Below are 12,490 nucleotides of genomic sequence, written 5' to 3' on the forward strand. Positions count from 1 at the left end.
GACCATGAGTTCGACCACGACTACGCCCCCGCCGACCCTGATCACCGGGTTGTGGCAGCGCAAACTACCGCACTATCCCGATACGCCCGCCCGTTCCTGGTACCTGGCCGTGGTGGTCATCACCTCGATCGCCCTGTATTACCAATTGTTCGTCACCGGCGCGGTGGGCAATGAGCTCATCGCGTACTTCGATCTCTCTTTTGCGTACTTCGTGTGGATCTTCATTATCGGCGCCGCATTCGGGGCGGTCGCTTCGGTGCTGGCGGGTGTACTCGATCGGTGGGGGCGGGCAAATATCGTCGCCTACGGCGTGGTGATCTGCTCGCTGCTGACGCTGTTCGCGGTGCCCGCGACGACCACGAAAGAGGCATACCTCGTCGTCTACATCCTGGTGAGCATCGTCGAGGGCGCTGTCCTCGTGGCGACACCGGCGCTGATCCGCGACTTCTCGCCCCAACTCGACCGCGCATCCGCGATGGGTTTCTGGACGCTCGGACCCGTCATCGGCGCCCTGGTCACCACCCAGATCTCCACCCGGACCCTGGACGCGCATCCGGACTGGCAGTTCCACTACCGACTCTGCGGCGCGATCAGTCTCGTTATCGCCGTGATCGCGGTAATCGGATTGCGTGAGCTGAGTCCACAATTGCGCGACCAGATCATGGTCTCACTGCGCGACCGGGCGCTGATCGAGGCACGCGCCCGCGGCATCGATGTCAGCGAGCTGGAGCAGGGGCAGTGGCGGCAGATGCTGCGCCTCAATATCGTGGGGTCGGCCCTCGGGATCAGCCTGTTCCTGGCCTTCTTCTACACGATCGTGTCGTTTCTCCCGGTCTACATGGCCACGAACTTCGGCTTCAGTCCGGCCAAGGCCAACGCGCTCGGCAACTGGTACTGGACCGCCAACGCGATCGCGCTGGTGCTCGCCGGAATCGCGTCGGACAAGCTCAAGGTGCGTAAGCCGTTCATGATCGTCGGCGCGCTCATCAGCATCGTCGGCATGTTCGTATTCATCGGCTACACCGACAAACCCGACACCGGCTACTACGCGTTCGCAACGGTTTTCGTGGTCATCGCGGTCGGCACGGGTATCGCCTACTCCACCTGGATGGCCAGCTTCACCGAGACGGTCGAGGAGCGGAACCCGGCCGCGACGGCCGTCGGACTCGCGGTGTGGGGCGGCACCCTGCGCGGTGTCGTCACCGTCGTCCTGTTCGGCTTGCTCATCGTGGTGAACGCAGCGGGCCCGCTGGTCAATTACGGCCCCAAGCTCCAGGAAATCCAGCACCGATTCGGCCCGGAGCTGGCGACCATCCAGCAGGTCGGACCGGAAACCCTTGCGGCGCTGAAAACCAACCCCAACGATCAGGCCGCACAGCTCACGGCGATGACCAAGCTCACCGGCGCCACATCGGCCGAGATTCAGGCGGCCGTCGGGCTGAGCATGAAATACCCGCAGGAAGTCGCGACCCTGCAAGCCATCGATCCCGCCACGTTGGCGGCGCTTGCAGCGAACCCCACCGATGCGAACGCCGGACTCGCAGCGGTCGGTCAGGTGGCCAAGAAGTTCGGTATTCCGCCAGACCAGGCGATTGCCCGCCTCACCGCCGTCCAGCAGATTCCACCCGCCGAACTCGCCGTGGCCGCGAAGGTCGGCCCGCAACTCGAGCAGGCGAGCGCGAAGCTGAAGGCGGTCGGCACCATTCCCGTCGAAGACCAGGCCTACCTGGCCGAGCACGCCACAGAAGTGCAGCAGGCGCAAGCCGATTCGCCCTCGCAGTGGAAGCGCTGGTGGTGGATCTGCCTGATCGCACAGGTCGCGTTCCTGCCGTTCGTCTTCCTGATGGCCGGACACTGGAGCCCGAAGAAGGCCGCGGCGCAGGCCCAGGAGCACGACAAACTCGTCGAGCGCGAACTCGCCACCCTGTCGACGACGTGACGCCGCCGGTTCGGGCGGCGCGATCGCGTCGCCCGAACCGGGCGCTTCGACGTTCCGGCCGTCAGCGACCGTGGAGGTAGCTGTCGGCCAAACGGGCTGGGGCGCAAGCCAACCAACCGTCTTGCAGGAGTTCGCCCAGCCGCTCAACGGTGGTGCGATTCAGTTCGACGAGGACCGCGGCATAGCCGTCGAAATGCGGGATGGTGAACACACCGGGGCGATCCTCGGCGAGAACGGCTTCCTTGTCGTTGAGGTCGGCCAGCCGCACCGCGAGGATCGGCGCGTCGGGCCGCTCGGTATCGCCGAATCGCTTGATATCAGCCTTGCTGAACGGTCGTTCCCACGCGAAAGCCTTGCCCGCGACCGACCACGTCCGGTAGTCGAATCGCAGCCCTTCGGTGACCTCGGGGAGCTGGAGAGCGATCTCAGCGGCATCGTCCAGGGTTGCCACTCCTACGACGCTAGCCGATTCTCGCGATCAGCGTGCGACGTCGAGGACCCACTCTTCGTTGTTGACGTCCAGCTTGGTCTTGCCGTCGAAAACCGAAGGGGTTGCCGCACGCCCATCGAGCAGTTCGTTGAGCGTGCCGAGCGCGACCAGTGCGTGCGCCCGCGCAGCATCGACCTTCGCGCCGGAAGCGATGCATTGCGCCACCTGATCAGATGCGCCCGCCTCCCGTGCCACCGCGGCCAGCTCCTCGTTACTCAGGTCCGCACCGCCCTCCTCGGGCTGGCTGGTGGTGAACAACAGTGCGTGGAACTTCGAGTAGACCGGACCGGAACCGGCCTCGGCGACACACTCGTTCGCGGCGATCGCGCGCGTCGAGTAATCCTTGCTGCGCGACTTGGATTCGAGAAAATTGACCAGGTGGTAGCGCACCGCGAGCTTGCCCTCATCCTGCTGTTGCGCAATTTCCTGACCGTAGACGCGCTCCATCGAACCGCAGCCCGGGCACAGCGGGTCGGCGTACACCTCGATCGTCTTCCGCGCGTCCGGGCGACCGACGAGGATCAGGCCGTCCGGCTGCAGCGTCGCGACCACCGCCGAGCTGTGTACCGGACCGTACCCGTCATTGCGCACGGCGGGTTCGTCGCGACCCCACCGCATGGCCAGGATCACGATCAACACGATGAGCGCGAGAGCCACGGCGCCGAGGGCATAGGTGGTCTTGCTCGACATCGGTCGCGGGGTGTAGTTCGAACGCGATTCGCTCACCCCGAACACTCTGCCGCAACCGTCCGCGTCGACCCGCGCCGGGTGCTGGCGAACGCGCGAGTGTCCCACCCCTTGGGCTAGACCTTGGCGCGTCCCTGCTCGGCGTCGAGAACTCGCTCGGGAGCATCATCACCGCACGACTCCGCGGCACGATGCGCGAGCTGATATTCGGCGTCGTCGCACGGCACGCCGCTCACGTGATCGGATCGATCGGTGTCGAGCGGTCGGATCCGCGACTGCAACGGCTCCGGCACCACAACCCACACCACTGCGGCGACGGCGAGCAGCGTACCGGTGACGGTGAGCGCAACCCCGTAGGAGACGTGTTGTGCCAGCGCACCGATCGCGACCGGGCCGAGGACGGTGCCCAGGTCGGCCGCCATCTGGAAGCCGGCGAGCACCGGCCCGCCGCGTGCCTTCGGCCCGATCACGTCGGCGAGCGCAGCCTGCTGCGTCGGTGTCAGCATGCCCGATCCGAGCCCGGCCACCACCGAACTCACCATCAGCCACAACAGGTTCGGCGCGAATCCGAGCCCGATCGTGCCGACCGAACACACCAGCGATCCGGCGATCAGAAACGGTCTACGGCCCCAACGATCCGACAGCCGGCCCGAGAGGAACAGCACCGCCACATTGCCTGCGGCGAACACCGTCAGCGCGACGCCGGCCATCCCCGACGGCTGATGCAGCACCTCGACCACGAGCAACGGCACCAACGCCATGCGCACGCCGAAGACAGCGGCGCCGTTGGCAAAGTTCGACCAGAGCACCGCCCGATATTCCGGCCGCGCCCAGCCCTGTCGGAAGGTCAGCACCCGCACCGCACCGGTCGCCTCCGGCGCGGCCAGATTCGAATTCCGCAGGCTCAGGTAGACGGCCACGGTGACGGCGAGCAGCGCGACCATGTAGATCACGAACGGCGCCCGCAGCCCGAGACCGGCCAGCGCCCCACCCACCAGCGGCCCGCTCACCGAACCGATCAGGAAGCTGGTCGACCACAGCCCGGACACCCGCCCGCGCTGCGCGGGCGGCGACAGCCGAATCACCAGTGCGAGCGAGGAAACGGTGAACATGGTCGACCCGATACCGCCGACAGAACGCAAAACCAGCAGCTGCCAATAACTCTGGGCCAGCGCGCTTGCACCCGTCGACACCGCGACGATCAGCAGCCCGCTCAGATACACCGAGCGCTCCCCCAAGCGCTGCACCAGTCGGCCGCTCACCGGGGCGAACAGCAGCCGCATCAAGGCGAAGGCGCTGATGATCGCCGACGCTGCCGCCACACCGACGCCGAAACTGCGCGCGTACTGCGGCAGCACGGGTGCGACCAAGCCGAAACCGATGGCAATGACGAACGCGGCCCCGACCAGCACCCAGATCTCGGTGGGCAGGGCCTTCGATCTACTACTCACTCGACAGCGCCTGCCCGACCATCTCCTCCGCGGCGGCCTGCACCTGTGTCAGATGCTCGGGGCCGTGGAACGATTCGGCGTAGATCTTGTACTTGTCCTCGGTGCCGGACGGGCGCGCGGCGAACCACGCGTTCTCCGTCGTCACCTTCAGACCGCCGAGCGGTGCGCCGTTGCCCCGTGCCCTGGTGAGCACCGCGGTGATCGGCTCGCCCGCGATCTCCTGTGTGGTGATCATGTCCGGCGTCAACTTCGCGAGCAGCTCTTTCTGTTCCCCGGTTGCGGCGGCGTCGATCCGCGCGTAGGCGGGGCTGCCGTAGCGCTTCTCGAGTTCGACATAGCGCGCAGACGGGCTCTGGCCGGTGACCGCCGCGATCTCGGCGGCGAGCAGTGCGAGCAACAGCCCGTCCTTGTCGGTGGTCCAGACGGTGCCGTCCATCCGCAGGAAGGATGCACCTGCGCTCTCCTCGCCACCGAAAGCCAAGCTGCCGCTGAACAATCCGGGCACGAACCATTTGAAGCCGACCGGCACTTCGTGTACGTCGCGGCCGAGCACGCCGACCACCCGATCGATCATCGACGAGCTCACCGCCGTCTTGCCGATCTTGGTCAGCGCGTCCCAGCCCATCCGGTTCGCGACGAGATATTCGATGGCGACCGCGAGGAAGTGGTTGGGATTCATCAACCCGCCGTCGGGCGTGACGATGCCGTGCCGGTCGGCGTCGGCGTCGTTGCCGGTGGAGAGGTCGTAGTCGTCCTTGATCGCGATCAGCGAAGCCATGGCGTAGCGCGAGGACGGATCCATGCGGATCTTGCCGTCGCTGTCGAGGGTCATGAACCGCCAGGTCGGGTCGACGAACGGGTTGACGACCTCGAGCTCGAGGTCGTAGCGCTGACCGATTTCCTCCCAGTAGTCGACGCTCGCCCCACCCATCGGGTCGGCGCCGAGCCGGATCCCGGCGCCGCGAATGGCGTCCAGGTTCAACACGTTCGGCAGGTCCGCGATGTAGTGGTCGAGGTAGTCGTAGCGTTCGACGCTGGTGTCCAGCGCATGCTGCAGCGTGGTGCGGCGGATGCCAGCGAGACCGCTGCGCAGCAGTTCGTTGGCGCGGGCGGCGATGGCGTCGGTGGCAACGGTGTCGGCGGGACCGCCATGCGGCGGGTTGTATTTGAAGCCGCCGTCACGCGGCGGGTTGTGCGAGGGGGTGACCACGATGCCGTCGGCCTGGTGGCGGGTGCCGCCGCGATTGTGGCGCAGCACCGCATGACTCAGCGCGGGAGTCGGGGTGTATCGGTCGCGGGCGTCGATGATCGCGGTCACGTCGTTGGCCGCGAGCACCTCGAGTGCAGTGGTCCACGCGGGTTCCGACAATGCGTGTGTGTCCCGGGCCAGATATACCGGGCCGGTAATGCCCCGGGTCGCACGGTATTCGATGATCGCCTGGGTAATGGCCAGGATGTGCGCCTCGTTGAACGCGGTGTCCAAGCTCGAGCCACGATGCCCCGAGGTGCCGAATACCACCTGCTGGGCAGGATCCTGCGGATCCGGGATGCGGCTGTAGTAGGCCGTCACCAGATGCGCGATGTCCTCCAGGTCGGTGGGTCGCGCGGGTCGCCCGGCTCGATCATGGGCCATGCTCGGGTCTCCCTTCCGGATCGGCTGCGCCCGGCTCGTCATCAGAATCATGTCCACAACCACTGTGTCGCGGATGCTGCGGCGAAGACCGCGACCAGACCGGCCACGACGCTGATCACGACATTGCCTGCGGCATAGGCGTAGGCGCCGTCGGCAACCAGCCTGATGGTCTCGTAGCCGAAGGTGCTGAACGTGGTGAGCGCACCGCAGAAGCCGGTCCCGGCAGCGGTGAGCAGCCAACTGTTCGCACCCGCGCCGACCAGACCACCGAGCAACGCCGAACCGACAATGTTAACGGTCAAGGTGCCCCACGGCAGCAGAGATCCGAAACGTGCTGCGACAGCACGGTCTATCAGATATCGAGCGGGTGCTCCGAACATGGCACCGAGCACGACGAGTGCGACGTTCATCCGAGCATCCCTGCGGTCGGCTGCCAGATCGTCACGTCGGACAGGGTGACGTTCACCGCGACGAGCATCTCGGCATTCTGCTCGACGAACGACCGCAGCCGCTGGGCATCATCGATGACCATCACCTGCACGGGTAGGTGTTCGGCCAGATCCAGGATCCGGCTGGTGTGGATGCGCGAGGAGGCGCCGTAGCCCTCGACTCCACGCCACACACTTGCCCCTGCCAATCCGGCGTCGCGGGCCCGCTGCACGATTTCGTGATACAGGGGGCCGTGTTTCCATTTGTCGTCCTCGTCGAGCAGCACCGTCAGCCGCGCGGCCTGCTTCCACTGTCCCGCCGTCGGACGCGCGCCCGCCGGTGAATCATTCATCGTCTGACCCCCTTCCGTCGTGCCGTCATCATGTCCGTCGAGCCAGTCCGGTCATCCATCGCGCCGAGCCCATTCCGAGCACGACCGCGACGAGCGCCGCCACCACCGTTCCCCCCAGATAGCCGAGCGCCTCGACCGTTGCACCCGATTGGAGCAGTCTACGAACCTCGAGGCTATAGGTGGAAAAAGTGGTGAAGCCGCCGAGCAGGCCGACGCCGAGGAACGGGCGGAGCAGTCTGTGGGCTACCCACACTTCGGTAATCAGAATCATCAGAATTCCGATCGCAAAGCATCCCACGACATTGATCGTGAACGTCGACCAGGGGACGTGGCCCGGTCGCGGCGGCCACCATACGCCGATGCCGTAGCGCAGCATCGCCCCGATCGCGCCGCCGACGGAGATCACCAACAGCACTATCGGTTCGACGGCAGGGGCGTCGGTCCGCCGACCCATGCGCTGACCTCCTGCCGAGCCGAATGTCACCGGCGCAATGCTATCGGCTGTACCGTGCGGTCTGTTCGCCCGGGACGGCGGCACAAATTACGAACAGTGCCGTTCGTCGACATGTACGACGTTCGAATGCCCAGAAGGTTTCGCCGAGGTTCCAGCTAACCCCCTACAGACTCAGGTCGGGAGCGATGATGACGGCACGACGAGCAGTACCCGCGATCCATCGGGCAACGGCGAAACCGCGCCGACTCGAGCGTCAGCAACTGTTCGGCAGACAGAATTCGATCACCTTCGGCGGCCGCTGATCACTGCGGCGGCTCACCATCGCGGCGCTATCGGTCGCGCCATCGAGCCTCACCTACATGCCGCCAGCCGCGACGGCGCTGAGATTCACCGGCAACTACCGAGATTCGGCGACACAGCACAGCGCCCGCGTCGAAGTGACACGGGCGCTGTGCTTTTCGGTCGAACTTCAGTGCGCGAGCACGGGCTCTCCCTCGGAGGGAGCGGGCACCGTGTTCGGCATCAGAAATGCGGTGATCACGGCGCCGGCCACGAAGATCGCGGTGGCCCACCAAAAGCTGGTGGTGTAGCTCTCGATCTGAGCCTGTGCCACGGCCATCGGACCCGGCTGATGCGAGGACAGGTAGTCCGTCGCCGCCGACGCGGCAATGGTGCTCAACAGCGCGGTGCCGATCGAACCACCGACCTGCTGGCTGGTGTTGATCATCGCCGAGGCGACGCCAGCATCCTCGTGGCGCACACCGGCCGTCGCGCCCTGGAAGGCGGTCGACATCGCACCACCGAGGCCGAGGCCCATCAGGACGAGGGCGGGCAGGATGTGCGTGACGTAACCGCTGTCCAGACCGATCTGGGTCAGCCAGGCCATGCCGGCCGCCGCAACGAGGAAGCCGCCGGCGACCACGATCTTCGGGCCGACTTTCGGCAGCAACAGCGAGGGCACCGTTGTCGACGAGACGACCATGCCTGCCACCATCGGCAGGAAGGCAAGTCCGGTCTTGATCGGCGAATACCCCATGCTCAGCTGCATGTAGTAGGTGAGGAACAAGAAGATCGCGAACATCCCGATGCCCATGACGAACACGGTCAGGAACGAACCACCGCGGGTGCGGTCCAGCACGATCCGCAGCGGCAGCAGCGGGTTGGCGACCTTGGTTTCCAGCCACACGAACACCGCGAGAAGCACCGCGCCGCCGATCAGGAAGCCGAGGGTGACCGGGTTGGTCCAGCTGGTCGACTCGGCGTGGGAGAAGCCGTAGACGATGCCGAAGAGCGCGGCCGTCACCACGAGCGTGCCGGGGATATCGAGCTTGGGCCGCTCGGTGATCACGTGCTTGGCCAGCAGCAGCACCGCGCCGACCAGTGCGACGGCGGCGAAGGCCAAGTTGACGAACATCACCCAACGCCACGACGCCCATTCGGTGAGCATGCCGCCGAGCAGCAGGCCGATCGCACCACCGGCACCGGCGACCGCACCGAAGATGCCGAAGGCCTTGGCCCGCTCGGACGGTTCGGTGAAGGTGACGGTCAGCAGCGATAGCGCGGCAGGAGCAAGCAGCGCGCCGAACACGCCCTGCCCGACCCGGGCCGCAACGAGCATTTCGAAGCTGGTGGCCGCGCCACCGACCGCGGAGGCGCCCGCGAAGCCGATGAGTCCGATGATGAAGGTATTGCGGCGACCGAAGAGGTCGCTGAGCCGTCCGCCGAGCAGCAGCAAGCTGCCGAAGGCCAATGCATAACCGGTGACCACCCACTGGCGGTCGCCGTCACTGAAACCGAGATCCTGTTGCGCCGCGGGCAGCGCGATGTTCACGACGGTCGCATCCAGAACGACCATGAGCTGTGCGACGCCGAGGACGGCGAGCACCCACCAACGCAGCGCGTGCGAGCCGCGCCTGCGGTTTTCCGTTTTCTCGGGGGCGGGTGCCCCACGGTCGACCACCGTAGTCATGCTGTCCCCTTTGTATCGGGTCTTGATGCGGAGAAGGCGCCTCCGCTTATGAAGAAGCTACCATGATAACGGAGGTAATGCCTCCACTTAATCCCGATACTTGATAGGATGTGGGTGTGAATCACGCCACGGCCCTCTCTCCACCTCGGCGCTTGCGGGCCGATGCCGCGCGCAATCAGCAGCGGATCGTCGTCGCGGCGCGCGAACTGTTCGCCGACCACGGACTCGAGATCACCCTCGACGACGTCGCCGAACGCGCCGGAGTGGGCGTCGGCACCGTCTACCGGCGCTTCGCCAACAAAAAAGAGCTCATCGCCGAGGTCTTCGAGCAGAACATGTCGGAGTTCGGCGACGCCGCCGATGCCGCCTACGCGCATCCCGACCCCTGGCAGGGCCTCGTCCAGTTCTTCGAGTACGCATGCAGGCACCTGGCCACCAACCGCGGCTTCAGCGAAGTAATGCTCGAACTCGAGAACGACATGGAACGCTTCGCCGCCGTCCGCGACCGGCTCAAGCCGACGGTCGCGGCCGTCATCGACCGAGCCCGCGACGCGGGCACCCTGGCCCCCGATGTCGAGGCCTCGGACTTCTTCGCCCTCATCCACATGGTGGACGCACTCGCCGAGTTCTCCAGGCCGGTGAATCCCGATGTCTGGCAACGGTATATGGCCATCGCGCTCAACGGGGTGCGCGCCGACGCCATGCCGCGCCAGCCGCTCACCGTGCCCGCACTGACCGACGAAGAGGTCGAACTGGCCAAGTCGCACGTCTGCGCGGGCCGCAAGCGGTAATCGCAAAAAAGGGACATAGGTAGCGCGCGTCACACGCAATCCCCTACAGTTGGACACATGACCAACTCGTGGGTGAACTGGGCCGGCGATCAGCAGTGCGCGCCGACGACGATCGCCGCCCCGCGCAACACCGATGAGCTGGCCGACGTCCTCGGCCGCGCCGCCGCGAACGGGCAGACGGTACGCGTCGCGGGCGCGGGCCATTCCTTCACCGACACCGTCCTGACCGACGGCGTGCTGCTGAACCTCGCGAACATGAACCGCGTCCTGGACGTGGATCCGACCACCGGCCGCGCCAGGGTCGAGGCGGGCATCACCCTCAACGCCGCGAGCAATGCACTACACCCGCACGGGCTCGCCTTCCCCAACCTGGGCGATATCGACGTGCAGACCGTCGCGGGCGCCACCGCCACCGGTACCCACGGCACCGGCGCCACGCTGCAGAACCTTTCGGCCGCACTGCATTCCATCGAACTGATGCTCGCCGACGGCAGCCGGGTAGAACTGAATGCCGAGACCGATCCGGAGGGTTGGCGCGCCGCACGCGTCGGCATCGGCGCACTCGGCGTCGTCACCGCCACCACCTTGCAGCTGGTTCCGTCCTTCGTACTCGAGGGCATCGAGCGACCGGTGCCGGTCGAAGACATCCTCGCCGACCTGGACTCCTACGTCGACGGCAGCGAGCACTTCGAGTTCTACATGTTCGCGCACAGCCCGTTGGCCATGACCAAACGCAACAACCCGGTCGAGCTGCCCGAACAGCCGCGCAGCAAGGCCGTCGACTGGTTCGCCGACATCCTGATGTCCAACTACGCCTTCGACGTGCTGTGCCGCCTCGGCAAATGGCAGCCGGGCCTGGTGCCGTGGATCCATCGCGGCGCCGCCTACGCGGGCAGCTACCGCCGCCAGGTCGACCGCTCCTACCGAGTATTCGCCTCGCCCCGCCTGATTCGCTTCACCGAGATGGAGTACGCGATCCCGCGCGAACACTCGATCGCCGCGATCCGCGAAATCAAGGAACTATCCGCGACATTCGATACGCCGATGCCTATCGAGGTGCGCTGGGTCGCCCCCGATGACGCGTTCCTCTCCCCCGCCGGCGGTCGCGACACCTGCTACATCGCCGTGCACCAGTACCGCGGCATGGATTTCGAGCCGTACTTCCGCGCCTGCGAAGCAGTCTTCGACCGCTACAACGGCCGACCGCACTGGGGCAAGCGCCATTTCCAGACCGCGGAGACCCTCCGGCCGCGCTACCCCGACTGGGACCGCTTCGCCGAGGTGCGCCGCCGCTTCGACCCCAAGGGCCGCTTCAGCAACGCGTATCTGGACCGGGTGCTCGGCCCGGTCGCCTGAGTTCGCCGCGCGGGTCAGTCGGCCAGGATCTCGGCGATCAACCGAGGCAATGCCGTGCCGATGGGGTCCCGGATGATCTCGGTGGCCAAGCCGTCGTAGGGCGTCGGCTCGGCGTTGACGATGACGAGGTCGGCGCCGTTGTCGACCGCGAGCGCGCACATCGAGGCGGCGGGCTCCACCTGCAGTGAGCTGCCGACCGCCAGGAAGATGTCGCTGGTCTCGGCCGTCAAGGCGGCCTTCATGATCGTGCGCGAGTCGAGCTGCTGACCGAACATGATGGTGGCCGCTTTCAGCACGCCGCCGCATTCAGGACAGGGCGGGTCCGCTTCGCCTGCCGCGACGCGTTCCAGGGTCGCGGCCATGCTGGTCTCGAAATCACACTCGACACACACCACCTCGAACATATTGCCGTGGATTTCGATGACCCGATGCGGCGAGGAACCCGCGCGCTGATGCAGCCGATCGATGTTCTGGGTAATGATCGTGACGGTGCGCCCGGCCCGCTCGAGATCCGCGAGCGCGGTGTGGGCAGCGTTCGGCTCGGCCTGCCACGCCGGGTTGTCGCGGCGGGCGAGCCACGATCGTTGCCGCAGCTGCGGATCGGCCAGGTAGGCGTCGAAGGTCGACAACAGTTCGGCGATGGGGTCTTTCGTCCACACCCCGCGCGGCCCGCGAAAATCCGGTATCCCGGAATCGGTGGATATCCCCGCGCCCGTGAGCACCCCGATCCGGCCGGAACGCCTGCGCCATTCGGTCGTCATATCGAAAGCGTAGGGGCAGCACCGCGGTCAGTGCATTCGGCCGACGCGCTTACCGTCGGCTCGTTTCGCCTCGGCAAGCGCCGCCCCAGCGCGAGCGGGATGACCGGGACCTCCAACGCCTGACGCAGCCCCTTCGGGTGTGCCAAGATAGTGAGAGATTGGTACTCTAAATCTCTCA

Annotated in this window: 12 protein-coding genes; 3 read left to right on the forward strand and 9 right to left on the reverse strand. The window is 66.3% G+C overall.

Annotated features, from left to right (window positions below; translation table 11 throughout):
- The first annotated feature begins 4 nt into the window (after positions 1–4).
- Positions 5–1,939 carry an MFS transporter gene (locus tag OHA42_RS34375; protein ID WP_406232142.1) on the forward strand — a complete coding sequence of 645 codons (1,935 nt, stop codon included), beginning with the start codon at positions 5–7 and terminating at the stop codon, positions 1,937–1,939.
- A 61-nt stretch (positions 1,940–2,000) separates the two neighbouring features.
- Here the strand turns inward: OHA42_RS34375 and OHA42_RS34380 are convergent, their stop codons facing one another.
- From OHA42_RS34380 to OHA42_RS34415, 8 genes are all read right to left on the reverse strand, one after another.
- The gene (locus OHA42_RS34380; protein WP_406232144.1) at positions 2,001–2,390 is read right to left on the reverse strand and encodes an MmcQ/YjbR family DNA-binding protein; all 390 of its coding nucleotides are present in this window, start codon (positions 2,388–2,390) and stop codon (positions 2,001–2,003) included.
- Between the two features lie 27 nt (positions 2,391–2,417).
- A complete protein-coding gene (locus OHA42_RS34385) occupies positions 2,418–3,155 on the reverse strand; it encodes a DsbA family protein (protein ID WP_406232145.1) in 738 nt (245 codons plus the stop codon).
- A gap of 77 nt (positions 3,156–3,232) precedes the next feature.
- On the reverse strand, positions 3,233–4,567 hold the full coding sequence (locus tag OHA42_RS34390) for an MFS transporter (RefSeq protein WP_406232147.1): 1,335 nt from the start codon (positions 4,565–4,567) through the stop codon (positions 3,233–3,235).
- Positions 4,560–6,200: a phosphoglucomutase (alpha-D-glucose-1,6-bisphosphate-dependent) gene (pgm, locus tag OHA42_RS34395; RefSeq protein ID WP_406232148.1), complete on the reverse strand. Its 1,641-nt coding sequence runs from the start codon at positions 6,198–6,200 to the stop codon at positions 4,560–4,562. Before pgm ends, OHA42_RS34390 begins: the two co-directional genes overlap by 8 nt.
- A gap of 47 nt (positions 6,201–6,247) precedes the next feature.
- The gene (locus OHA42_RS34400; RefSeq protein WP_406232150.1) at positions 6,248–6,610 is read right to left on the reverse strand and encodes a fluoride efflux transporter FluC; all 363 of its coding nucleotides are present in this window, start codon (positions 6,608–6,610) and stop codon (positions 6,248–6,250) included.
- Complete coding sequence (locus OHA42_RS34405; RefSeq protein WP_406232151.1) at positions 6,607–6,981, reverse strand: DUF190 domain-containing protein; 375 nt, start codon at positions 6,979–6,981, stop codon at positions 6,607–6,609. Before OHA42_RS34405 ends, OHA42_RS34400 begins: the two co-directional genes overlap by 4 nt.
- A 28-nt stretch (positions 6,982–7,009) precedes the next feature.
- A complete protein-coding gene (gene crcB / locus OHA42_RS34410; RefSeq protein WP_406232153.1) occupies positions 7,010–7,435 on the reverse strand; it encodes a fluoride efflux transporter CrcB in 426 nt (141 codons plus the stop codon).
- 469 nt (positions 7,436–7,904) lie between these two features.
- Positions 7,905–9,404: an MFS transporter gene (locus OHA42_RS34415; protein WP_406232155.1), complete on the reverse strand. Its 1,500-nt coding sequence runs from the start codon at positions 9,402–9,404 to the stop codon at positions 7,905–7,907.
- A 116-nt stretch (positions 9,405–9,520) separates the two neighbouring features.
- Here OHA42_RS34415 and OHA42_RS34420 point away from each other — a divergent pair, with 116 nt between their 5' ends.
- Both OHA42_RS34420 and OHA42_RS34425 read left to right on the forward strand, forming a co-directional pair.
- Positions 9,521–10,195 carry a TetR/AcrR family transcriptional regulator gene (locus OHA42_RS34420; RefSeq protein ID WP_328404879.1) on the forward strand — a complete coding sequence of 225 codons (675 nt, stop codon included), beginning with the start codon at positions 9,521–9,523 and terminating at the stop codon, positions 10,193–10,195.
- Positions 10,196–10,252: 57 nt separating this feature from the next.
- On the forward strand, positions 10,253–11,551 hold the full coding sequence (locus OHA42_RS34425; RefSeq protein WP_406232157.1) for a D-arabinono-1,4-lactone oxidase: 1,299 nt from the start codon (positions 10,253–10,255) through the stop codon (positions 11,549–11,551).
- A 14-nt stretch (positions 11,552–11,565) separates the two neighbouring features.
- Here the strand turns inward: OHA42_RS34425 and OHA42_RS34430 are convergent, their stop codons facing one another.
- The gene (locus tag OHA42_RS34430; protein WP_406232159.1) at positions 11,566–12,312 is read right to left on the reverse strand and encodes an SIR2 family NAD-dependent protein deacylase; all 747 of its coding nucleotides are present in this window, start codon (positions 12,310–12,312) and stop codon (positions 11,566–11,568) included.
- Positions 12,313–12,490: the final 178 nt, after the last annotated feature.

Source organism: Nocardia sp. NBC_01009 (assembly GCF_045208035.1).
Lineage (GTDB): Bacteria > Actinomycetota > Actinomycetes > Mycobacteriales > Mycobacteriaceae > Nocardia.